Below are 23,219 nucleotides of genomic sequence, written 5' to 3'. Positions count from 1 at the left end.
CAGAATTATTACTCAATAATCATCGTTACCGTGCTTCTATTTCTCGCGCTTATTATGGAATATATTATGCTACTCAAGCGATTTTAGAATCTAAAGCAATTAATCCTTATACTCACCGAGGATTAATACAGCAATTAAGCGATTATAATGAAAGTGTTAGTTTTGTTTTTGCCGAATGTCAAGAAATATTAAAAGATGCCAATTTTTTTATACAAAGCATTATTTTATACTTATCTTAAAATAAAACTGTCAATTTTTAGTTATGATGGCTATGTGTTGATTGACAACAATATTTAACCCCCATAGTATCTAATATGAATATTCCCGAAACTGTTAATCTTAAACAAAAACTTCTCACCACTATTGAAAAACTTAAAACCCCTGGTCAAATTAAACGGGGTTCCCCTCTTACCAATGTTAAATTAAATGATAAAGTAGCTAAAGAAATTGAATATTTAACCCAATGTGTAGAAGCAAAAAATCCTAATTTATATCCCTTACTCTATGCAGTTAATCTATTAGATGGTATTTGGAAATTAGAATACTCTACTTCTAGAGAAATTCGTGCTTTAACTTCTCTTAAATATGGCTTTCAAGTGGGGGCAGTTTATCAAGTTATTGACCTCAAAACTAAATCTTTTTTTAATCAAGCTTTTGTACAACATAGTTTAAGATTACTTTCAGGTAATGTCTTAGTTACCGCTACTTTTGAACCTGCTAAAGAGAATGGTTGTCCCCTCCCTAATCAAAAACTTAATATTAATTTTGATAAACGTTACTTATCCATTGAAAAAATTGGTCAAATTCCTACTCCTAAACTCTCTCCTTTTAAAGTAGTTCCGGCCCGTAATCCTCCCCAAAGAATTCCTACTTTTAATATTACTTATCTTGATGAAAATTTACGCATTGGACGAGGAGGAGACGGTGGTTTATACATTTTATCTAAAGTTTAGTTGGTTATTTTCATTATAAACTTAGTTTAGCTTGGTTAAACTAATTATACCAAACTTTAAATAATAATAACATGAGTTGATAATTATTAATTTAATTTGATAACCACTCAATTTCTTTAGCATTTTCAGGAAGTTGTGCTTCTTTTTGTCCTTGACTTCTTGCTTGAAATCTGATTAAATCAATAGGAGTTTTAATTAAATCTAAAGGGGTAGCTTTTCCCATTATTAATTTAATCATGTTTTTCGGTATATCTTTAAATAACCAACTACCTAAACGATAACTAGCTTCTTTTATAGTAAATTCTGGCATTAAATTTACATCATATAAGTCATGTAAATAACGATTAGAACAACCATAACGTCTAAATTGACTTTGAAATTCTTTTAAGCTAGAACGATGACGATGACGAATAATAGCTTGAGGAGAAACCCCAATTTTCCAGTTAGTCTTTTGTTGAATTCGCCAACAAATATCGGCATCCCCACCCGTCGTTAAATAAGGACGAAATAACCCAACTTCTTGAAAAATTTTGTAACGAATTCCTAAATTAGCTGTTTGTCCATAGGGAAGAAAAGGATGTTCTAAAAGAAATTTTTGTGACATTACTTCGTAACGTTCAGCATATTTTTCCCATAAACTTTCTCCTGGCAATGCGGTTAATTCTCCTACCACAATCCCTACTTTTTCGTCCATAAAAGGTTTAACTAATTCTTCTATCCAATTAGGTATGGGACGACAATCAGCATCCGTAAAGGCTAAAATTTCCCCAGTTGCATGACGAATCCCTTGGTTACGGGCCGCATAAGAACTTTGAATTTTATTCTCATTTAATACTTTTAGATTAATTCCTATTTCTGTCATCTCAATAACATTTTCTCCTAATATCTTAGATGTGTTATCATTGCTATTATTATTAACTAAAAGATACTCAATTTTACTGTTAGGATAAGTTTGCGATCGCAGACAATTAATTAAATCGGATAAATCTTCCTCACCGTTATAAATAGGAATGATGACGGATACTTGAGGAAAAAAAGATGATTGAGTTGCTAACTGTTCTGTTGAATTTAACATAGAGTAGAACAGATTCAGTAATGAATAGGTTGATTATGAGATAGATTATCCGTATAATCAACTCAGTTTGTAATTTAACATTTTTTGAGTCACAATGAAACAGTTTATTAGACAAATTTTCTTTTTTTTAGGAATTTTGATGATGTCTCCTCTATTAATTCCTTTTTTATTAACAGATCAAAAAGAGATTATTATTGCTGATGTAGAAAGATGGAGAGAATGTTTATCTTGGGAAAAAAGAACTATTTATATTCAATTATTAGCTCTTTTAAAAGAAGCATCAGAATTTCGTAATCTTTATTATTTTAGACTATTTAAAGGTAATTTTAGCGGTAGATTTTGGATGTATTTATTAAAAATAATCTATCGAGACTGTCCCTATTTCTTTTTAGATAATAGTTGTAATATTGGGCCAGGTTTATTTATTCAACATGGATTTAGCACAATTATTATGGCAGATATAGGCGCAAATTGTTGGATTAATCAACAAGTAACCATTGGTTATAAGGATAAAACAGGACGACCGAATATTGGTAATAATGTTAGAATTACAGCCGGAGCTAAGGTAATTGGTAATATTAAAATAGGAGATAATGTAACAGTAGGAGCAAATGCTGTTGTTATTAAAAATGTACCCGATAATTGTATTGTTGTAGGAGTTCCTGCTTATATTATTAAACGAGATGGAGTCAAAGTTAAAGAAGAATTATAATTTAGTTTATTCCTAATCTTTGACGTAAAATAAATTCTGCGATCGCTAAATCTACGGGAGTTGTTACTTTTAAATTAGTTTCTTCTCCTGCTACAATTTTGACTGGTAACTGACACTTTTCAAATAGAGCAGCATCATCAGTTACTTCCCACTCTAACTCTCGGCCTTTTTCATGACAATCTTTTAATAATTTGACCTCAAACCCTTGCGGGGTTTGAGCGGCCCATAATTGAGAACGATTAGGAGTAGCTTCAATTAAATTATTATTATTAACAATTTTTATTGTATCTTTAACAGGAATAGCTGCAATTAAACCGGGACAAGTTAATAAAATTTCCCCACAACTATCAAATAAATTAGGAGTCGCTAAACATCTTGCTCCATCATGAATTAAAACGAATTTTGCCTCTTTTGGTAGTGCTTGTAACCCATTATAAACCGATTCTTGACGAGTGTCTCCCCCTTGAATTAATACCACTGGTTTAGTCAGGGAAATAGTCCCTAGAATTTCTTTAAAATCAGGGAAATCATAGGATTGTCCAATGATACCAATCCAACGAATTTGATGAGAAGATTCAGCGGCCAAAAGTGTCCAAGCTAATAAGGGTTTACCTAATAAATTTAAGAGAAGTTTATTGCGATCGCTCCCCATACGTTTTCCCAGTCCCGCAGCAGGAATTAATAAATACATAATTGGGTTATTTATTAACAATTATCACCAAGAATATTAACGTCCTAAATCGTGTAAACTATTGATAATGGTGGCACATTTTTGAGTAACACTTTCGAGTTCTTTTCGTTTACTTGAAGTAGGAGGATCAATTAATTCTCCAAATCTAACTGTTAGGGGAACCGACTTAGGAACAGAAGAACTTTGTAAAATCTTTTCAGTTCCCCATAAAGACATAGGAAGTAAAGGTACTTGCGCTTTAGCAGCAATCATCGCTGCTCCCAGTTTAGGATAACTGATTCGAGCATCAGGAGTACGAGTTCCTTCTAAAAAAATGCCTACCATCCAACCATTTTGCAAAGCATTGATCGCAGCACGAATAGCACCGCGATCGCCTGTTTCTCGCTTAACGGGATAAGCTCCATATAACATCATCCATTGTTTAAGCAAAGGAATATCAAACAATTCTTCTTTGGCCATATAAGCAACCGGACGACCCACAGAATGAGAAATAATTAGAGGATCAAAATAACTAGCGTGGTTACTAACAACAATGTGTGGTTTGGTTTGGGGAACTTTTTTGCTATCATAAACCCGTCCTTTAAAATAAGTATAGAAGGGGGGGACAATGACAAAATCCCTGAAAAGATGGTAAAGAAGTAAGTTAGTAATTGGTTCTCTTTCTCGAAAATCCCCAAGAGTCATGTTAGGTATAATTTCTGTTAATTATTAAGGATTGATTAGTTAACCCAAAAAGTTGAATTCCCTGCTGCTATACTGGGTAGTTTGTAATTAATTATGCTTAAATTTATTCTTCCTTTTCTTGAGGTTTATTGGGAGAAGAATTATATAAAGCATCTAGTTTTTGTCTGGCATCTTCTACACTAACAGAACGCATTACTAATAAAGGTTCATTAATTGGTCTTCCTCTTTCATCTAATAATTCTGGATGAATGTTAAGAGAATTTATCCCTCTGTTGGGTGAAGACCCACCCCGGTTAGAATAGTTTCGTTGAGAGTCCATACTCACTGTAATTAAACTACGAATGAGATTACTGACAGCTAAAAAAGCAATGATTGTGAATGCCACAATGTAAATTAGATGTAACATTTTAAGTCCTCCGAAGAAAGTACCTCTGGTTTGAGGTGTCAGTCAAAATTATGAAATGGGTAAGTTTTTTTCTAGCTTATCTAACTAGCTTACCAAGTATTGTCAGTTGAACCTCCACTGCCGTGCATACGAGTGGATTCCCATATAGACTCTTAACTAGACTGCAATAGTCCCCGCTAGAACGCCATTACTGGGCTGTTTGTTTAACGTTAACGGGCGTACCGACCGCAAACGGATCTAAATTCTATTTATTTGTTTAGCCATGTTTTCAAACTTCAACCTACTAGCCGCGTCACCATTACATTTTCTAGGGCGATATTTGTTCCGACGTTCTAAAGTTGGGGAAGCTACTCCAAGTTATTGTTTGTGCGCTTTACCGCTAACTATATACTAACACAAATTAATTTGTTTTAGTTAATCAAAGACAAAAAAACCATCGTAGAACGACGGGGTTTTAAACCCAATTTTCCGATAATTTTGGAATCATTGTAATCTTCATTAAGATCCAGAAAAAGGAGGGGTATTTTCTGAGTATGATCTCCATTTCATCGACACTTGCCAACATTGAGCAACTAAGCTATGCCAATGAATTAACACAGAAGTATCAATTCCCACCTTTTCTCCCATCGTCTTAAATAGTATTTTAGCTGTTTTTACTTCTTTTTCTCTTATTTTAACTCTTTCGAGCAAATCCGCCTGTTCTTCTACGGATAAAAATAAGATTCGCTCAGATTCTAATAAATTATGAGCGCGAGTAAACCAGTATTCAAAATCCTCTAATAATGGCTCTAGGACAGCTTTCAGGAGTTCTTGTTTTGGGATAGGAGAGTTAGACATTTAAAAAAAAGTGTTATATATTCTCATATATCTTAGCGTTTTTTAGATTTTGTAACAAAATAAAATAAATTTTTTAAGCATAGGGGTTGTTAAACTCGATTGGGTATCATATATTATTGTAGGGGTAATTCATGAATTACCCCTAATATCTAATATTTTCTTTCCTTCGGTTCAAACATTCCTAAAGCTACCGACATATATTGAACATCAATACCGGCCACAGAATAATAAGCTAAGGTATGCTTAAGAAAATTAGGATCATCTCGTTGAGTATAATCTTCCCGTGAATGGGCCCCTCGACTTTCTTTACGGTTAAACGCAGAAGTCAAAATAATTTCTCCGACTACCATAATATTCTGTAATTCCATAGCTTCAATTAATTCCGTATTCCAACAACTATCAGTATCATCGAGATAAACCTGATTATATTTTTCTTTAAATTCCTGAATTTGTGTGAGTCCAGCTTGCATTACTTCTTCACTGCGAAAAACCCCACAATGTTCACTCATAGAATCCTGAAATTGTTGTCGTAATGCCCCTAAACGAATAGTTCCTTTTTTTGTTAATAAACCTTGAATTCTTTGTTTAGCATTGTCTAAATAAGATTGAGAATCAAACTCAGAAAATTTACGATTTTTTACATATTCAGCAATACTGCGGCCCGTTCTTCGTCCATAAACCACACATTCTAACAAAGAATTACTACCCAAACGGTTGGCCCCATGAACCGAAACACAAGCACATTCTCCGGCCGCAAATAACCCTTCCGTTAACTTATCCCCACTCAACCGGACTCTGCCATCCGTATTAACCGGAATACCTCCCATGCAATAATGAGCAGTAGGACGGACAGGCATAGGTTCATAAACCGCATCTACTCCTACCAAACGGTGTGCTTCCTCCCAACAAAAAGGAATACGACTCATAATCTTTTCTTGACCCATGTGACGCAAGTCCAAATAGATAAACGGGCCACCAGGCCGACCATCTAAATGAATACCCCGGCCAGCACGAATTTCTCGGGTAATGGCCCGAGACGTAATATCACGAGGGGCTAATTCCATGCGAGACGGGGCATAATCCTCCATAAAACGCCGTCCTTCGCTATTAATTAAATAGGCCCCTTCCCCCCGTACAGCTTCAGAAATTAACACCCCAACCGGATATAACCCCGTAGGATGAAATTGCACAAATTCCATATCTTCTAAGGGAATACCGGCTATTGCACACATAGATAAGCCGTCCCCAGTTGACGCATAATCATTAGAGGTAGTATTGAAAACCCGTCCATAACCTCCCGTCGCACACATTACCACTTTAGCGCGAACAATGACAATCTCTCCATCTTCAATGTGATACATGACCAAACCTTTCGCGTCCCCATCTTCGAGGATAAGCTGCATTACATACCATTCCTGGTAAATTTTGACCTCATGACGACGTAAATTATTGACTAATTCATGAAGCATCGCATGGCCCGTTTTATCAGCCGCATAACAAGTACGATTATGAGTATGCCCACCAAAAGCCCGTTGTGCAATTTTCCCATCTTCTAAACGAGAAAATAAGACCCCCATGTGTTCTAAGTCGATAATAACATCGGGAGCTTCTTGGGTTAAAATAGCAACAGCATCTTGATCAGCGAGATAGTCTGAGCCTTTGACTGTATCAAAAGCGTGAGCTTCCCAGCTATCATTAGGATCAACATTCTTTAAACTAGCGGCAATACCGCCTTGGGCGGCCACAGAATGGGAACGGATGGGATGAGTTTTCGCTACTATAGCCACATCTACACTAGGGTTAAGACGTTTAATTTCTAAGGCGGCGCGACATCCAGCTAATCCACCACCAATGATAATAACATCGTGTTCTAACATTTATATTTCAACAGGCTATCAGGTGTTGTTTCTATGGTGACTGAAAACCTGAAACAAAGGGTAAAATTTATGATTTCTCTTATATTTCGTGATAAGATTAGGCTCTGTATTTACCCCCTAGACTTAGTGTGTCCAGGGGTTTATTGTTAAGCGGCAAAAGTTCCTTGTAGGAACTTTTATTCAAAAGCTAATTTGTAGAGTAACAGAAGCTTGTACCGTTTGTTCACCACCGATAACGGGTGTAATATCCTTAGCTGCTGTTCTTGAAAACTGTTCGGCTTGAACTATTCGGGGTTGAGGTACATTAGCTCCATTAATTTGAATACTCACAATTTCTTTAGAAGTAAAATTTAAAGCCCGTAAAACGGCTTCTCCTTGTTGTTGTGCATCGGTTGTCGCCTGACGTAGAGCTTCTTTTTGCGCAACTGAAATAGCCGCTTCTGTAGCCGTAAAACTGACCCCATCAATACGAGTTGCCCCTGCTTTCACCGCCTCATCTAATAAGATACCAACTTTTTCTGTCTGGAGCCGAAAACTGACCGTATTCGTGCCAATATAACCCACTAATCGTCTTTCATTATTGTTATATTGATAGTTAGGTTGTAGATTAATTCCTGTCGTCTGTAATTGTTCTACTTGACGAGAACGCAAAAGCTCAACAACAGTTGAAGTACGCTTAGCCACTTCCTGTTGTACTTCTGCGGCTGTTTTCGCTTGAATTTCCACTCCAAGCTGTACTTGAGTTAAAGTAGTTGGAATTCTTTCTATACCAAGTCCTGTAACTGTTAACAGCCGTAAAACCCGTTCTTGTGCCATTGCGGGATTGATTAAACCTAAACTAAGATAACTAGCGATCGCTAATATTCCGAAAAAACCCTGATAAGATAAAACTTTCATATCACAAATAAATTATGAATTATAAATTATAAATTATAAATTATGAATTATGAATTATGAATTATGAATTATGAATTATAAATTATGAATTATGAATTATAAATTATGAATTGCTAATTAGGGTTTGCTAATTAGGGTTTGCTGAACAGCTAAGCTGTTAAGCATATAAATTGCTAGTTGAGATTGCAGGGGAGCGCCGGAGAAGGAGTTTAAGTTTTTGTACTAAACAAACAAATACCCTGTTTAAATGCGTCTTAGCTTAATATAATGGATGGGTTAAAGCATCAAAAAACTGTTGCCTGTTGCCAGATGCGGCTTTCCCTATCCCCACTAAAAGACTTTTTAAGCACACCCTAATTATCCATTGTTCCTTGTTAATTGTTAATTATCCATGTCTTATGAACCCCTACATCACAAATATCGCCCTCAAATCTTTGCTGACTTAGTGGGCCAAGAAGCGATCGCTACTACCTTAACTAATGCGATCACCACTCAACGTATTGCCCCTGCTTATCTATTTACGGGGCCAAGAGGAACGGGAAAAACCTCTAGTGCGCGAATTTTAGCTAAATCTCTTAATTGTTTAGCCGTTAACTCTCCTACTGCGACTCCTTGTGGTCAATGTGAAGTTTGTCGGGCGATCGCCAGAGGATCAGCATTAGATGTCATTGAAATAGACGCAGCGAGTAATACAGGGGTTGATAATATTCGAGAAATTATTGAGCGATCGCAATTTGCCCCGGTACAATGTCGTTATAAAGTGTATGTGATAGATGAATGTCATATGCTCAGTGTGGCAGCATTTAATGCCTTATTAAAGACCTTAGAAGAACCTCCAGAACAAGTTATTTTTGTTTTAGCTACCACTGATCCGCAACGGGTATTACCTACTATTATTTCTCGTTGTCAAAGGTTTGATTATCGACGTATTCCTTTAGATTCAATGGTGGCCCATCTCAAAAAAATAGCCAGCCAAGAAAACATTAATATAGTAGATGAAGCCTTAACTTTAGTGGGTCAAATGGCTAATGGAGGGTTAAGAGATGCAGAAAGTTTGTTAGATCAATTAAGTTTATTATCAGGGACAATTACTATTGAAAAAGTCTGGGATTTAGTGGGGGCAGTTCCCGAAAGAGATTTATTAGAATTATTACAAGCGATCGCGTCTAATAACTCACCTTCAGTGATTGATTGTTGTCGTCAATTAATGAATCGTGGCCGAGAACCGTTAATAGTTTTACAAAATTTAGCCAGTTTTTATCTTAACTTATTAATTGCGAAAACTGCCCCTAATCGATCAGATTTAGTGGCGGTTACTGCTGCAACTTGGCAAGATTTATGTCAGGAAGCTAAACAATGGGAACTTGATGTAATTCTCAATGGACAAAAACGCCTCAAAGATAGTGAAGTTCAAGTGAAAAATACCACTCAACCTCGTTTATGGTTAGAAGTAACACTGTTAAGTTTATTACCTTCTGTTTGTCATTCTCCGCAAATTATTAACCCGTCACCCTCTCAACCCTCAACACCAACCCCACAACCGACCTTATCCCCATCTCCTCAAACCTCCCCTACTCCCTCCCACTCACCTACTCCATCCCACTCCCCTATTTCTTCATCCTCCCCTACTCCATCACCTTCTAACTCCATCACCCCATCACCTCCACCTGTTGAAACTGCCACACCCTCCCTACAACCGACTAATTTAGAACAAATTTGGCAATCTGTTTTAAGACACATATCACCGTTTAATCAAGCTTTCATGCGGCCTCACTGTTACCTCATAAGTTTTGAGGAGAAAGTGGCTTATATTGGCTTAAAAAATGCCAATTTACTACAGGTAGCGAAAGGAAAATTAGCCGACATTGAAGCAGGTTTTGCCGCTTTTTGCGGTCATCCTGTCAAAGTTAATCTTAAAGTTGACTCATCTATTCCTAGTTCTTCATCTGTCCCTCTCAAACCCACATCTTCTAATGTTTCATCTAAGGTCAACCAACAAATTGTTAACCCTTTACCTGCCAAAGTTGTCCCCTCTGAACCTGAGTCACCTTCTCCCAAGAAACAACCTCCAAACCCCCCTGAACCTGCTTTTATACCACCAAGCAACGATTTTACGGAGATTTCTGAGGAAGATCTCAAAAAAGTTGTCGAATCATTTGCTAATGTGTTTGACGGAGAAATTATTAATTATAGTGATACTTGGGAGACAGAAACATCAGAAAACTCTCTTAAGAATGTAACTGAGACTAATAATATTGCTTCTCCTTCTTCTCCAAGAATTGTGATTAACCGGCCTAAAATTCCAGAAGATGAAGAAGATCTTGATTTTTAAGGGTGAGATTATGGCAAGTCCCCCTTAACAAGGGGGATCATATTTTTCGACAAATATAGAAGTTAAACACTAAGAAAATGTTTATAATGACAGGGTAATTAAAACGCGCTAATATTGCTATGACAATCAATAACTCTTTAGAAACTCGACTCATTGAGAAGGTTAAAAAACTCTCCTGGGAACAAATCCAACAAGTTGAACAATTTATTGATTCCCTAAATGCAGAAAAAACTGAGCAACAACTAATTTTATCATCGACAAAACTCTCAGAATCTGTCTTTAATAAAGTTTGGGATAATCCTGAAGATGCCGTCTATGATGATCTATAAGTTTGGTGATATTGTTCTTGTTCCTTTTCCTTTTACTGATCAAAGTTCTAGTAAAAAAAGACCTGCTGTTATTATTAGTTCTAATTCTTATAACCAAGTCAAACCAGACTTGATCATTATGGCAATTACTAGCCAGATTACCTTACCATTAAGCTTAGGAGAGTGGCGCATTATGGATTCTTCATTAGCTGGACTCCTAAAACCTTCTGTGATTAAACCCGTTATCTCTACCCTTGAAAAAACATTAGTTATTAGAAAATTGGGTCAACTTCAAGAGTCAGATGTCCAGAATCTTAAGAAGATAATTGCAAGCATTTTAGGGTGATTATTTTAAATAAAACTATTTTTTTGACAAATAAGTTAGTTGTTTTTTACCCATTCTCTAACAGCTTTTCGGAAAGCCCTTCTTCCCACCATCCGGTGAGATTGAATTAATGAAGGAATTTCTTGAATTCTCAGATTAGGAAACACTAAACTTTGTTCTTTCTCATAATAATTTCCCTTTTCTAATTGATAAATTGTTAATTCTCCAGAATCATAACACCAGATTTCGGGAACTCCTAAACGTGCATAAATAGGAAATCTATCTAAAGATTTACTTGTTAAATCAATTTCTAATGCTAAATCAGGAGGCGGATCATAATTCAAATCAAAACTCAATTTTCCTCTAATTAACGATTCATTTTGAAAATAAAAACAATTATCCGGTTCTATGCCTGCTTTTTGAATCTCTTTTTTCCAAGTAGTTGAACCCAAACACTCATAATCTAATTCTAAAACTTCAGCAGCATCTTCAATAATAATACTAATCGCTTGTTTAAAATATTCATGTTCTGGTAAAGGAGTCATAATTTCTAGGGTTCCATTATCATAAGCGATTCTGGCTGAACGATTTTCTCCTAAATCTATGAGTAAATTTTCAAACTGTTGCCAACTAATTTGATAAAGAACAACCCGATCAGCATAGGCTTTAGTTAATACCATATCGCCTCCTAATCCTCTATTTATTTACTTTATTATATTGCGTCATATTCTTGCCAAATAATAACTTTAATTTTCCTGCTTGTTGATGGGTTGATAACCATTAAATAATCGAGGAATATCTTGATTTTTAGCTGGCAAGTTTTGTCATTGCCAAAATTGATCCAAGACTAATACTAAGACTGTAAAAAACAAATCGCATCACCCCTATCAAAGTGTAAAGATTTCTCAAAGTATACCGTCCTTTACCCGTTGAATCCTTAAAATACCAAAGGATGGATGATGCAATAGCTGCAATTGTAGAGCCTATGACTGCTAATATCATTAAAGGCATGATCTCTCCAAGTGAGGCAAAAGCTGTGAGAAACCGTTGCAGCAAAGCCCACAAAAAACTAATAGTACCCAAAATAAGGGCTTCCCTGAACTGATTCATTGGTGCATCGCCAGGACAGATTTTCTGGACAATTTCAATCGCCAGCCATCCTGTAATGAAAAATAGTAAACCTGTTGTGAACAGTATCATTGTCTTGACATAAGCTGACTGGTTTGTTAAACGTTGTTTTGATGTTTCACAGAAGGGACTAAATGCATCATAAAGTCGCGCTTACCCACTGGTACTCCTGCCATACGCAGGATATTGTACGCCGTTGTTATATGGAAATAAAAGTTTGGCATCAGAAAATCATCTACATACGAAAGTCCAGATAATTCTACATATAGCCCTTGCCCAAGATCAAGTCGATTTAGTTCTGACAGTTTACAATCAGCAACATTGATACTTGCCAACAACTCCTTAGTCGATGAAATATGACCACGCGCCTCATCTAGAGATGCTACATCGGGGTTCAAGTTATTTACCGACTGTCCTAAGCACCACAATGCGAAGTTTCGAGGTTGATTGCAAACAAATGTTATTTGTGTACTGAAAGGAAACATATCGGGTGCGATACGACGCTGCAATATAGACTCTACATCATCTGCAAAATGACTTTCTGCCACCTCCAAGAGATGACTCAACGTATCGAGTCTAGAACTGAAGATATTTTGTAGTGCTATGATCTTCTGATTTTCCATAGATTGTAGGTTGGGTTGAGGAACGAAACCCAACAAACCCGAATTCTAACACACCAAATTAGATGAAACAATCCACTATACTCGTCGGCGTTGCCGAATTTTAACAAAAATTATAACTCAATAAATTTGGTGCGTTACACGCACGTTTTCGCACCCTACAAGATTTTTTGAAATAGTTTAAAATTAAGAGATAGAGATTGTCAAGTTATGGGGGATACAATGGCTTTAACTGCAACTAACCTGATGACTTTTGCTGAATTTTTGGACTGGAATCCAGAAAATGGACGTTATGAATTAATTGATGGGGTAACTGTTGAAATGCAACCAACGGGAAAACATGAAGAAGTGATCGCTTTTTTGTCTGGAGAAACATTTTTACAAATTCGTAGTTTGAAACTTCCTTATTTTTTGTCTAATTCTACTTTGGTTAAATTGCCTAATCAAGATAGTGCTTATTGTCCAGATATTTTAGTTTTAGATCGCAATTTTCTCAGCAGCGAACCTCTCTGGGAAAAATCATCAACCATTACTAAAGGTTCATCGGTTCGTTTAGTGGTTGAAGTAGTTAGTACCAATTGGCGGGATGATTATGTTTATAAAATGACTGATTATGAATCTTTAGGGATTCCTGAATATTGGATTGTAGATTATTTAGGATTAGGTGGTAAGCGATATATAGGCTTTCCTAAACAACCAACTATTACCATTTGTCAATTAATTGATGGGGAATATCAATTACAATTATTTAAAGGTAACGATCGCTTAATTTCTCCTCTTTTTCCTCAACTAAATTTAACCCCAGAACAGATTTTTCAATCATAAGCATTTATTAGTATTAACTTAAAGTTTAAAATAAGGGAAAAACGATAAAAAAATGTTTTTTACTTGACCTATTTAACTTGACATGATATTATATAGATAATGGAAAATCTGTGCGCCTATAGACACTCTTTTCTTCGAGAAATAATCATAATAGTGAATAAGCATCCCCAAAAATATTAGTTTTAAGTAAAATATGTATCATGTCACTCTAGACTACGCTAAAAAACACTTCGAGGAGATTATCGAACGGGCTAAATCTGAACCAGATGGAGTTCTGATAGTTCAAGATAATCAAAGTTTTCTGTTAATTGATAAAAGCGAATTAGAATCATGGACAGAAACTGCTGAATTACTTGAAGATCCTAACATTGTATCAGATATTCAAGAAGCGCGAGCAGAATATAGAAAAGGAGAAACATTAACAATGGAACAAGTTTTTGAGCAATAATGAATAATTATCAAGTGTTTTTCTCTAAGAAAGCCCAGAAAGACATTAATCAGTTAACTGATAAACAAAGAGAGAAATTAAAAGAGATTATCAATGAAGTTTTGCGAGTAAATCCATATTTAGGAAAACAACTTAAACGAGAACTTAAAGGACTTTATTCTTATCGTTTAAATATTAAGGACAGAATTTTATATGAAATTTTTGAAGAAGATAAATCAATTTTGATTGTTAGGACAAAAACTCATTATGGAGAGTAGCATTAAATAGTTATTCATACTCATTAACCTATCTTTACAATTAAGTTAACTTAAATTATTACTGTTTTGTTTTAAATTTCGAGTATTATTAACAATTGAATTAGCAGATAATAACAGTTTTTAGACCATAGTAAGGAGAAGTAAATGCCTAAACAAGATTGGTTAGTAACTGAAGCGGGTAACTGTATTGCTTGTGAGTCTCCCAGACAGTGGGATTTATTAATACCGACTACTCAATATCGATTTTATCGATTTCTTTGTGAATTAGAAGATATTCTTGAACAAGCAGAGATAACGGGAGAAACAGAAGCAGAATTTTTACCTAATTTACGGCGGTTAGTGCGTAAATTAATCCTTAATGTTTATTGGGTAAATACCCGAATTCCTGAACCATCTCCCAAAACAGAAACAGGGGTTTTACTCCTTTATGATGAACTAGGATATCCTATTACAATTCAAACCGAAATTATGTTACCTGGTACTAGCACAACTATTCATAATCATGGGACTTGGGGAGTAGTCGCAACCTTGAAAGGACAACAAAAAAATACTTTTTGGCAACGAATTCCTACATCAGAATTTCCTCATAAAATTGATAAAGTCGAAGAAAAAGTGTTAGAATCAGGGGACATTATTGCCTTGACTACTGAGGCTATTCATTGTGTAGAAGCGGTAGGAGATGAACCCTCTATTACTTTGAATATTTATGGGGATACTTACCCTGCAAAACGATTTCAATTTGATGCTTTAACTAATAAAGCACGGAATTTTTAGCTTAGACTTTTTCCCCTGGTTCTTCTTCTATTTCTATTCCCTGAATAATTAAGATTGAACAATGGGCATGGTGAACAATATAATTACTGACACTGCCTAAAAACATTTCACTAATTCCTGTAAGTCCTCGTCTTCCCACTATAATTAAATCCGCATTCCAATTTTTAGCTATATCTCGTATCCAACGGCCAGGTTCTCCAATTTTCCAGTCATATTCTGTGGCAACACCTTGTTCATTCGCTAAAGTACAATAATTTGATAACCATTCCTTAACTGTTTCTGTTTCTGTTTCTATTTGTTGTCTAATTAAATAAGAAAAATCGGCAAGTTCTCCCTCATATACACTAGCATAAGGAGGAATTGTTCTATTTTCAATTGGTAAAGAATGAAACAACATTAAAGCTGCTTCATTTTGTTTTGCTAAAGATACAGCTTTCTCAAAAATAACCTGACCAAAAGGGGACTTATCTAAGGCGACAAAAATTCTTTTGTATGACATAATAATTCTCCTAAAACTGTTAAAGACTATTGACAAATTGACTTAATCGATCTATTCCTTTTTCAATAGTTGTAAGATCGGTTGCATAAGATAACCGAATACAATTATCTGCTCCAAAGGCGATGCCAGGAATCACGGCTACTTGTTGTGATTCTAACAGTTTATCACTAAATTCTAGAGAATTCATGCCCGTTTGACTAATATCTACAAAAACATAAAAAGCCCCCATAGGAGTCGGACAACTCAAATGAGGAATGGCACGAATTTTGTCTAAAATGACTGTCCGCCTTTGGGTGAAAGCTTGTAACATTTCTTGGACACAATCTTGAGATTCTTCTAAAGCGGAGATAGCCCCATATTGAGCAAAAGTACATACATTAGAGGTGCTATGACTTTGAATAATACTGGTTGCTTTAATTAATTCTTTTGGCCCTGCTAAATAACCAATACGCCATCCTGTCATAGAATAACTTTTAGCAAAACCATTACTAATAATAGTCCGTTTAAAAATCTCTGACCCCAATGATCCAATACTAATCTGTTCTGTTCCATCATAGAGAATTTTTTCATAAATTTCATCAGAAACTACCCATAAATCATGTTCTATAATGATCTCAGCTAATGCCTTAATTTCACTTGTAGTGTAAACCATTCCTGTGGGATTAGAAGGAGAATTAAGAACAAATAATTTTGTCTTAGTAGTAATAGCTTGACGTAATTGTTCCGGGGTGATTTTATAGTCATTAGCTTCCGTTGTATTAACAATAACGGGAGTTCCTTCAGCTAATTTGACCATTTCAGGATAACTTAACCAATAAGGGGCCGGAATAATAACCTCGTCCCCTGCTTCAATTAAAGCTAACATCAGGTTAAATAGAGAGTGTTTACCCCCATTAGTAACGATGACATTTTCTGGGGCATAATCTAACTTGTTATCATTCTGCAACTTTTTGGCGATCGCTGCACGTAATTTCGGTTCTCCTGATGCCGGCCCATATTTAGTTTTACCGCGATCGAGAGCCATTTTAGCAGCTTCTTTGATATGTTGTGGTGTATCAAAGTCCGGTTCCCCTGCGCTTAAGCTACAGATATCAATTCCTTGCACTTTCATGGCCTTAGCCTTGGCCGCAATATCTAGGGTAATGGACGGAGGAACTTTTGTGACTCTGGTTGCTAGTTTAATCATCAGGGTATTTGTAAGCCTATTAATAATTGTTACTGATATTGTGTCACTACCATTCTTTGGTTGTCTTTAGACTAAGACTTTTTTAACAAGAATGACCATAGCACTTATCCGAGTAGTATTGTCTAGTCTTTAATAAAGTTAAGGGGGCTTATTCAGAGTAAACTGATTAATAAACACCGAAAACTCAAAAGCAAAGATGCGAATTTTATTTGTTGGGGCTGAGGTCGCTCCTTTAGCGAAAGCTGGAGGTATGGGGGATGTTATTGGGGCTTTACCTAAAGTCTTACATCAATTGGGCTATGATGTGCGGATTTTTATGCCCTATTATGGTTTTTTGCCCGATAAAGTCGATATTCCTGATGAACCTGTTTGGGAAGGGTTCGCTATGTTTCAGGCTTTTAAGGTCTATGAAACTAAACTGCCTGATTCAGATGTTCCTCTCTATTTATTTGCTCATCCTACTTTTGCCCCTCGTCGCATTTATCATGGAGAGGATGAATATTGGCGGTTTACCCTATTTGCGAACGGGGCGGCTGAATTTGCCTGGAATTATTGGAAACCTGAGATTATTCACTGTCATGATTGGCATACGGCTATGATTCCCGTGTGGATGCACCAATCTCCTGATATCACCACTGTCTTTACTATTCATAACTTGGCTTATCAAGGGCCTGGGCGGGCGTTTTTAGAACAAGTGACTTGGTGTCCCTGGTATATGGAAGGGGACAATGCGATGGCTTCTGCTGTACAATTTGCGGGACGAGTGACTACTGTTTCTCCTACTTATGCCCAACAAATTCAAACTCCTACTTATGGGGAAAAGTTAGAGGGGTTACTTTCCTATATTCAAAATAATTTGGTGGGTATTCTTAATGGAATTGACCTGGAAATGTATAATCCAGCTACGGACAGATTTATCCACCAAACCTTTAGCCCTGATACTTTAGACCGGCGTGTGGCTAATAAAATTGGTCTTCAGGAGGAAACGGGTTTAGAAGTCAATAAAGGGGCTTTTTTGATGGGTATGGTTACTCGTCTAGTTGAACAAAAGGGTATTGACTTAGTATTACAAATTCTCGATCGCTTTATGGCTTATACTGATGCTCAGTTAGTCATTTTGGGAACTGGTGATCGTTATTATGAGGGTCAACTGTGGCAACTAGCTTCTCGTTTTCGGGGTCGTCTTTCTGTACAATTATTGTATAATGATGCTCTCTCACGGCGTATTTATGCGGGTTCGGATGTGTTTTTAATGCCTTCTCGTTTTGAACCTTGTGGTATTAGTCAACTTTTAGCCATGCGTTATGGGGCAGTTCCTATTGTTCGACGCACGGGAGGGTTAGTTGATACGGTAGGATTTTATGACCCTATCAAGGAAAGTGGTACCGGTTATTGTTTTGACCGTTATGAACCTTTAGACTTACTTACTTGTATGATACGGGCTTGGGAAGGTTTCCGCTTTAAACAAGACTGGGCTAAGTTACAACAGCGTGGAATGACTCATGAGTTTAGTTGGTATAAGTCAGCCGTTGAGTATATTAAGGTTTATAAGGAGGTTCTCGGACATCCGGGAGAATTAAGCGAAGATGAACAGGATAAATTGCAAATTTTAATGAAATTGTCCGGTTAGTTCTCATTAAAGGCTGAAACCTTGAAAGGTTCAGTTATCAAAACCAAGCCCGCCTTCACGGGCTAAGATAGGAAAAGCCTACGCAGGTAGGCTTTGTTTCTATAGCCTCAACCTTGAGGTTGAAGGCTGTTTAATAACAGAAAACTCCTGAAACCTTGAAAGGTTCAGTTATCAAAACCAAGCCCGCCTTCACGGGCTAAGATAGGAAAAGCCTACGAAGGTAGGCTTTGTTTCTGTAGCCTCAACCTTTAGGTTGAAGGCTGTTTGATAACAGAAAACTCCTGAAACCTTGAAAGGTTCCGTTATCAAAACCAAGCCCTCCTTCACGGGCTAAGATAGGAAAAGCCTACGAAGGTAGGCTTTGTTTCTGTAGCCTCAACCTTGAGGTTGAAGGCTGTTTAATAACAGAAAACTCCTGAAACCTTGAAAGGTTCCGTTATCAAAACCAAGCCCTCCTTCACGGGCTAAGATAGGAAAAGCCTACGAAGGTAGGCTTTGTTTCTGTAGCCTCAACCTTGAGGTTGAAGGCTGTTTAATAACAGAAAACTCCTGAAACCTTGAAAGGTTCAGTTATCAAAACCAAGCCCGCCTTCGCGGGCTAAGATAGGAAAAGCCTACGCAGGTAGGCTTTGTTTCCATAGCCTCAACCTTTAGGTTGAAGGCTGTTTAAACCAATATGGATAATTGTTGTATTAATTGAGACGCTTGCATCGCCCCTTCTATACGTTCTACTGGTTTACCATTCTTAAATAATACCAGAGTCGGTAATGCTTGAACGTGATATTTAGAGGCTATCCCTGGATATTTGTCTGTATCAATTTTAACTACTTGTAACCTATTTCTCATTTGCAGTCCTACTTGTTCTATAGCAGGCATCATCATTTGACAAGGGCCACACCAAGTCGCATAAAAATCAACTAATACGGGGATTTTTGAGCTATTTAGAAGATCTTCAAAACTTGTAAATTCTTTTTTAACTGCCATAACTTTTAACAATGGATAATGGATACTTGATAATTAAGAATTGTTAGTGGACAATTCTTAATTATACTTTATTTTCCATCTCTTGAATTAATTGTAACATATAATTAACAAAGGTCGGGGCGGGTTTATTTAGTTTTTTTGTGAGAATCGAGGAATAAATAAATGATGAATTTCATCTAAAATCAGACCATATATTGTAGGTTGGGTTGAGGTACGAAACCCAACAAACCCTAATTACAATACACCAAATTAGCGGAAAATAGTCCACTACTAGACATATAATATTATTTTGTTATCACCCTAAGTATTTAGGAGTCATTATCATGATTACTTACACCTTAAATTTAGAACCTATTTGTCAAATGACGGATGAACAATTTTATCAATTGTGTCGTCGAAATCCTGATATAAACTTTGAACGAAATGCCAAAGGAGAATTAATTATCATGTCACCAACAGGAGGAGAAACAGGAAATAGAAATGCAGAATTAGTCGTTGAATTTGGCATCTGGAATCGACAAAAAAAGTTAGGTAAAGTTTTTGATTCTAATACTTGTTTTAAGTTACCTAATGGTGCAAATCGTTCTCCTGATGTTTCTTGGATAAGTTTAGATAGATGGAATCAATTAACTCTTGAACAACGAGAAAAATTCCCCCCCATTGCTCCTGATTTTGTGTTAGAATTATTATCACCCAGCGATAATTTAAAAGATATTCAAACCAAAATAGAAGAATATATGAGTAATGGGGTTAAATTGGGATGGTTAATTAATAGAAAAACTCGTCTAATTGAAATTTATCGTCAAGGGAAAGATAAAGAGATTTTAACTAATCCTGAATTTTTATTAGGGGAAGAAGTATTACCAGAATTAGTTTTAGATTTAAAAATAGTTTGGTGATTATCTAATAGAGGAAAGTCTCGTCTAACTTACCCTAATGGACTGTTTCATGTAATGCACGTGGATTAGATTAGGGTTTGTTGGGTTTCGTACCTCAACCCAACCTACAATTTGATTAATTATTTTTACATTCCACCAAGAAAGAATCTAGCACACCAAAAAGGAATTAACATTCCTAATGCAATCCAATCCCATCTAATTAATCGTAATTGATGCCATTGTACCCGATGTTCGTTAGGAGTTGTAAACCCTCTAACTTCCATTGCTATGGCGATTTCTTCAGCCCTCATTAACAGATTCTCTAATAATTTTTCTACCACTACTAAGCATACTTGTAAACTTCTTTTAATTCCTAATTTTTGCCAATTAATTGCCCTAGTACGAATTGAACGAGCTAAATTTTGTATTTCCTCCAAGACTAAAGGAATAAATCTTAAGGAAAGAGTTAAAGTTAACATAATTTCCGTAATCGGAATTTTTAACCGACGTAAAGGTTCCGATAATTCTTCTAAACCTGCCGTAATTTCTTCAGGAGCAGTTGTTAATAAATAGAGATTTGTGCTATAAATAAGAACGAAGATTAAGGTGCTAACTCTTACGCCTAAGTCTAAGGAACGACGGGTAATAAACAATCGACCCTTATCTACTAAAACATATTGATAATTATTGGGTTGTGGTAAAGAAAATTCCGTTTCTGGTAGACGAGGTTGAGAAGTTATCCCTAAACCATCGGGAGTTAAAGTAGTAATAATAAATACTAGGACACATAAAGTTAATAACCATCCCATTTGCTGCTTCCAAACTCGTAAAGGAATTTTAGCTGCGAATGTTAAGAATATTAACAAACCAACTAAAAATAATCGCCAGATAGGATTAGATAAAAGAGGGGCAAGCAGAAAGGTCATTAGCCAAACTAATTTAACTCTCGGATCGAGTTGATGTAGCCAGGTAATCGGTTTTTCTAAATATAGTCCAATGGGGAGCGATCGCAGTAAGTCCATAGTGTATTATGAAGGTAATGATATTTACATCTCAAGACAATTTTGCTAGATGTAAATATCATTTTAGTATCTCACAATTATAGCTCAAATAGTCAAATAATCTAATTTCTCTAATCCTAACCTCTGAAAAATTAATTAGTTCAAGTATTGAGGAATATTGTATGAGAAAACCTTGGTCAAAGTGGATATATTTTGTATTATTATTAATGGGATTATGGAGTGTGAATGCTTGTCATACTCAAGCACAAATTGAACGTCCCAACCCATTAGAACAAGATTCGTTTATTCAAGTTTATTTTAATCATAATCAGGCAAAAGGGGCTGATTATACGGAACCTTATCGCTCGATGAAACGTGGGGGTGATAATTTAGAACAAATTCTCATTGATAATGTGAATTCTGCTACTTCAATGATTGATATAGCTGTTCAAGAATTACGTCTGCCAAATTTGGCTAAAGCTATCGTTAAAAAGACAGATGAAGGAGTTAAAATTAGACTAATTTTAGAAAATACTTATAATAGTCCTATTCGTCAATTAACTACTACAGAACTTGATAATTTAGAAGAAAGAGAAGCAGAAAGATATGAGAGTTATTTCGCTTTTATTGATGTTAATAAAGATGGTAAATTAAGCTCACAAGAACTTAGTGATAGAGATGCTATATTTATTTTAAAACAGGGAAAAATAAACATTATTGATGATACAGAAGATGGTTCTAAAGGAACAGGATTAATGCACCATAAATTCATGGTAATTGATCAAAAAAAAGTGATTACAGGTTCACCTAACTTTACCATGAGTGATGTTCATGGAGATTTTGATAATCCAGAAACGAGAGGCAATGCTAATAATTTATTAACAATTAATTCTGCCCCACTTGCTGATATTTTTACCAAAGAATTTAACCAGATGTGGGGAGATGGAGTCGGAGGCGAAAAAGACAGTAAATTTGGCATCAATAAACTTCAGCGATCGCCTAAAACTTTAACCATTGGCGACTCAAAAATGACGGTAAAATTTTCTCCTAATTCTGCAACTAATAATTGGGAAATAACCAGTAATGGACTGATTGGCAATACGTTAAATCAAGCAAAAAATTCAATTAACTTAGCCTTATTTGTTTTTAGTGAGCAAAAATTAGCTAATATTCTTGAAGAAAAAAACAATCAAGGAGTTTCTATAAAAGCCTTGATCGATCCTCAATTTGCTTATCGTAATTATAGTGAAGCATTAGATTTATTAGGAGTAGCTTTAAGCAATAAATGTAAATACGAATTAGATAATAAACCCTGGCAAAAAGCAATTAATACGGTAGGAATTCCTAATATTCCAGATGGGGATAAACTGCATCATAAATTTGGTATAATTGATGATAATATAATTATTACAGGTTCTCATAATTGGTCAAATTCAGCTAATACTCAAAACGATGAAACTTTATTAATTATCAAAAATCCAACAATCACTGCTCATTATTTGCGAGAATTTAAGCGATTATATCAGGATGCTATCTTAGGTATTCCTGATTTTGTTAACAAAAAAATTAAACAAGAACAAGAAAAATGTTCGGAGGTTTCAGCACCAGTATCAGTTGAAAAATCTCAAGAATTAGTTAACGTCAATACTGCTAGTTTAGAACAATTAATGACCTTACCTGGAATTGGAGAAAAACTAGCCCAAAGAATTATTGAAGCACGTCAAGAAAAATCATTTACCTCCTTACAAGATTTAACAAGAGTCAAAGGAATTGGTAATAGTAAACTCAAAAAATTAGAAAATAAAATCACTTTGTAGGGGCGGGTTTTTGACAAAATTTCATGATGCTGACAAAAATAAAATAAACCCGCCCTGGGTTTTTGACAAAATTTC

The 23,219-nt window shown here is 35.7% G+C and carries 26 protein-coding genes and 1 pseudogene; 13 read left to right on the top strand and 14 right to left on the bottom strand.

Annotation, left to right across the window (positions count from 1 at the left end):
• Window positions 1-2 precede the first annotated feature (2 nt).
• Window positions 3-239 (top strand): annotated as a pseudogene (locus AsFPU1_RS07085) (HEPN domain-containing protein); the annotation flags it as partial.
• Window positions 240-314: 75 nt separating this feature from the next.
• Entirely contained in the window at window positions 315-953 is a 639-nt protein-coding gene (locus tag AsFPU1_RS07080) for a PAP/fibrillin family protein (RefSeq protein ID WP_124971935.1), read from the top strand.
• 91 nt (window positions 954-1,044) lie between these two features.
• On the opposite strand, the gene AsFPU1_RS07075 is transcribed toward AsFPU1_RS07080, so the two are convergent.
• The gene (locus AsFPU1_RS07075; protein ID WP_497462949.1) at window positions 1,045-2,040 is read right to left on the bottom strand and encodes a glycosyltransferase; all 996 of its coding nucleotides are present in this window, start codon (window positions 2,038-2,040) and stop codon (window positions 1,045-1,047) included.
• Between the two features lie 82 nt (window positions 2,041-2,122).
• Here AsFPU1_RS07075 and AsFPU1_RS07070 point away from each other — a divergent pair, with 82 nt between their 5' ends.
• Complete coding sequence (locus AsFPU1_RS07070) at window positions 2,123-2,740, top strand: serine O-acetyltransferase (RefSeq protein ID WP_124971939.1); 618 nt, start codon at window positions 2,123-2,125, stop codon at window positions 2,738-2,740.
• Between the two features lies 1 nt (window position 2,741).
• Here the strand turns inward: AsFPU1_RS07070 and ispD are convergent, their stop codons facing one another.
• The 6 genes from ispD to AsFPU1_RS07040 all read right to left on the bottom strand — a co-directional run bounded on the left by ispD (window position 2,742) and on the right by AsFPU1_RS07040 (window position 8,132).
• Window positions 2,742-3,431 carry a 2-C-methyl-D-erythritol 4-phosphate cytidylyltransferase gene (ispD, locus tag AsFPU1_RS07065; protein WP_124971941.1) on the bottom strand — a complete coding sequence of 230 codons (690 nt, stop codon included), beginning with the start codon at window positions 3,429-3,431 and terminating at the stop codon, window positions 2,742-2,744.
• Window positions 3,432-3,467: 36 nt separating this feature from the next.
• Window positions 3,468-4,115 (bottom strand): lysophospholipid acyltransferase family protein, encoded by a 648-nt coding sequence (locus tag AsFPU1_RS07060; protein ID WP_124971943.1) that lies wholly within the window; start codon window positions 4,113-4,115, stop codon window positions 3,468-3,470.
• Between the two features lie 103 nt (window positions 4,116-4,218).
• Entirely contained in the window at window positions 4,219-4,521 is a 303-nt protein-coding gene (locus AsFPU1_RS07055; RefSeq protein WP_124971945.1) for a DUF2973 domain-containing protein, read from the bottom strand.
• Window positions 4,522-5,019: 498 nt separating this feature from the next.
• Window positions 5,020-5,358, bottom strand: coding sequence for a DUF2605 domain-containing protein (locus tag AsFPU1_RS07050; protein WP_124971947.1), 339 nt, complete (start codon window positions 5,356-5,358; stop codon window positions 5,020-5,022).
• 149 nt (window positions 5,359-5,507) lie between these two features.
• Window positions 5,508-7,235 carry a succinate dehydrogenase/fumarate reductase flavoprotein subunit gene (locus AsFPU1_RS07045; protein ID WP_124971949.1) on the bottom strand — a complete coding sequence of 576 codons (1,728 nt, stop codon included), beginning with the start codon at window positions 7,233-7,235 and terminating at the stop codon, window positions 5,508-5,510.
• Between the two features lie 180 nt (window positions 7,236-7,415).
• Window positions 7,416-8,132, bottom strand: coding sequence for an SIMPL domain-containing protein (locus AsFPU1_RS07040; protein ID WP_227873378.1), 717 nt, complete (start codon window positions 8,130-8,132; stop codon window positions 7,416-7,418).
• Window positions 8,133-8,523: 391 nt separating this feature from the next.
• Here AsFPU1_RS07040 and AsFPU1_RS07035 point away from each other — a divergent pair, with 391 nt between their 5' ends.
• The 3 genes from AsFPU1_RS07035 to AsFPU1_RS07025 all read left to right on the top strand — a co-directional run bounded on the left by AsFPU1_RS07035 (window position 8,524) and on the right by AsFPU1_RS07025 (window position 11,118).
• Window positions 8,524-10,464, top strand: a complete 1,941-nt coding sequence (locus AsFPU1_RS07035; protein WP_124971951.1) for a DNA polymerase III subunit gamma/tau — start codon at window positions 8,524-8,526, stop codon at window positions 10,462-10,464.
• 119 nt (window positions 10,465-10,583) lie between these two features.
• A complete protein-coding gene (locus tag AsFPU1_RS07030; protein ID WP_124971953.1) occupies window positions 10,584-10,793 on the top strand; it encodes a toxin-antitoxin system, antitoxin component, Xre family protein in 210 nt (69 codons plus the stop codon).
• Complete coding sequence (locus AsFPU1_RS07025) at window positions 10,780-11,118, top strand: type II toxin-antitoxin system PemK/MazF family toxin (protein WP_124971955.1); 339 nt, start codon at window positions 10,780-10,782, stop codon at window positions 11,116-11,118. The genes AsFPU1_RS07030 and AsFPU1_RS07025 overlap by 14 nt, the downstream gene beginning before the upstream one ends.
• Window positions 11,119-11,153: 35 nt before the next feature.
• On the opposite strand, the gene AsFPU1_RS07020 is transcribed toward AsFPU1_RS07025, so the two are convergent.
• The 3 genes from AsFPU1_RS07020 to AsFPU1_RS07010 all read right to left on the bottom strand — a co-directional run bounded on the left by AsFPU1_RS07020 (window position 11,154) and on the right by AsFPU1_RS07010 (window position 12,848).
• Entirely contained in the window at window positions 11,154-11,777 is a 624-nt protein-coding gene (locus tag AsFPU1_RS07020; RefSeq protein ID WP_124971957.1) for a Uma2 family endonuclease, read from the bottom strand.
• 127 nt (window positions 11,778-11,904) lie between these two features.
• Window positions 11,905-12,297 (bottom strand): hypothetical protein, encoded by a 393-nt coding sequence (locus AsFPU1_RS07015; protein ID WP_124971959.1) that lies wholly within the window; start codon window positions 12,295-12,297, stop codon window positions 11,905-11,907.
• 26 nt (window positions 12,298-12,323) lie between these two features.
• Window positions 12,324-12,848, bottom strand: a complete 525-nt coding sequence (locus AsFPU1_RS07010; RefSeq protein WP_124971961.1) for a DUF1993 domain-containing protein — start codon at window positions 12,846-12,848, stop codon at window positions 12,324-12,326.
• A 219-nt stretch (window positions 12,849-13,067) separates the two neighbouring features.
• Between AsFPU1_RS07010 and AsFPU1_RS07005 the strand changes: the two genes are divergently transcribed.
• The 4 genes from AsFPU1_RS07005 (at window position 13,068) to AsFPU1_RS06990 (ending at window position 15,149) form a co-directional block, all read left to right on the top strand.
• Complete coding sequence (locus AsFPU1_RS07005; protein ID WP_227873379.1) at window positions 13,068-13,670, top strand: Uma2 family endonuclease; 603 nt, start codon at window positions 13,068-13,070, stop codon at window positions 13,668-13,670.
• Between the two features lie 193 nt (window positions 13,671-13,863).
• Window positions 13,864-14,118 (top strand): type II toxin-antitoxin system Phd/YefM family antitoxin, encoded by a 255-nt coding sequence (locus AsFPU1_RS07000; protein WP_124971965.1) that lies wholly within the window; start codon window positions 13,864-13,866, stop codon window positions 14,116-14,118.
• Window positions 14,118-14,375 (top strand): type II toxin-antitoxin system RelE family toxin, encoded by a 258-nt coding sequence (locus tag AsFPU1_RS06995; protein ID WP_124971967.1) that lies wholly within the window; start codon window positions 14,118-14,120, stop codon window positions 14,373-14,375. Before AsFPU1_RS07000 ends, AsFPU1_RS06995 begins: the two co-directional genes overlap by 1 nt.
• 144 nt (window positions 14,376-14,519) lie before the next feature.
• Window positions 14,520-15,149 carry a cysteine dioxygenase family protein gene (locus AsFPU1_RS06990; RefSeq protein WP_124971969.1) on the top strand — a complete coding sequence of 210 codons (630 nt, stop codon included), beginning with the start codon at window positions 14,520-14,522 and terminating at the stop codon, window positions 15,147-15,149.
• Between the two features lies 1 nt (window position 15,150).
• Here AsFPU1_RS06990 and AsFPU1_RS06985 read toward each other — a convergent pair whose 3' ends face one another.
• Both AsFPU1_RS06985 and AsFPU1_RS06980 read right to left on the bottom strand, forming a co-directional pair.
• Complete coding sequence (locus AsFPU1_RS06985) at window positions 15,151-15,648, bottom strand: universal stress protein (RefSeq protein ID WP_124971971.1); 498 nt, start codon at window positions 15,646-15,648, stop codon at window positions 15,151-15,153.
• A 19-nt stretch (window positions 15,649-15,667) separates the two neighbouring features.
• Window positions 15,668-16,834, bottom strand: coding sequence for a pyridoxal phosphate-dependent aminotransferase (locus AsFPU1_RS06980; protein ID WP_124971972.1), 1,167 nt, complete (start codon window positions 16,832-16,834; stop codon window positions 15,668-15,670).
• A 196-nt stretch (window positions 16,835-17,030) separates the two neighbouring features.
• Between AsFPU1_RS06980 and glgA the strand changes: the two genes are divergently transcribed.
• The gene (gene glgA / locus AsFPU1_RS06975; RefSeq protein WP_124971974.1) at window positions 17,031-18,464 is read left to right on the top strand and encodes a glycogen synthase GlgA; all 1,434 of its coding nucleotides are present in this window, start codon (window positions 17,031-17,033) and stop codon (window positions 18,462-18,464) included.
• A 666-nt stretch (window positions 18,465-19,130) separates the two neighbouring features.
• Here glgA and trxA read toward each other — a convergent pair.
• Window positions 19,131-19,448, bottom strand: coding sequence for a thioredoxin (trxA, locus tag AsFPU1_RS06970; protein WP_124971976.1), 318 nt, complete (start codon window positions 19,446-19,448; stop codon window positions 19,131-19,133).
• A 323-nt stretch (window positions 19,449-19,771) separates the two neighbouring features.
• Here trxA and AsFPU1_RS06965 point away from each other — a divergent pair, with 323 nt between their 5' ends.
• Window positions 19,772-20,347 (top strand): Uma2 family endonuclease, encoded by a 576-nt coding sequence (locus AsFPU1_RS06965; protein WP_124971978.1) that lies wholly within the window; start codon window positions 19,772-19,774, stop codon window positions 20,345-20,347.
• Window positions 20,348-20,472: 125 nt separating this feature from the next.
• Here the strand turns inward: AsFPU1_RS06965 and AsFPU1_RS06960 are convergent, their stop codons facing one another.
• Window positions 20,473-21,348, bottom strand: coding sequence for an energy-coupling factor transporter transmembrane component T family protein (locus tag AsFPU1_RS06960; RefSeq protein WP_124971980.1), 876 nt, complete (start codon window positions 21,346-21,348; stop codon window positions 20,473-20,475).
• A gap of 161 nt (window positions 21,349-21,509) precedes the next feature.
• Between AsFPU1_RS06960 and AsFPU1_RS06955 the strand changes: the two genes are divergently transcribed.
• Window positions 21,510-23,144 (top strand): DUF655 domain-containing protein, encoded by a 1,635-nt coding sequence (locus AsFPU1_RS06955; RefSeq protein ID WP_124971982.1) that lies wholly within the window; start codon window positions 21,510-21,512, stop codon window positions 23,142-23,144.
• Window positions 23,145-23,219: the final 75 nt, after the last annotated feature.

Source organism: Aphanothece sacrum FPU1, assembly GCF_003864295.1.
In the GTDB taxonomy this organism is placed as follows: domain Bacteria; phylum Cyanobacteriota; class Cyanobacteriia; order Cyanobacteriales; family Microcystaceae; genus Aphanothece_B; species Aphanothece_B sacrum.
Note: the sequence above shows the minus strand (reverse complement) of the source record. Positions and strands in the feature narration are given on the sequence as shown.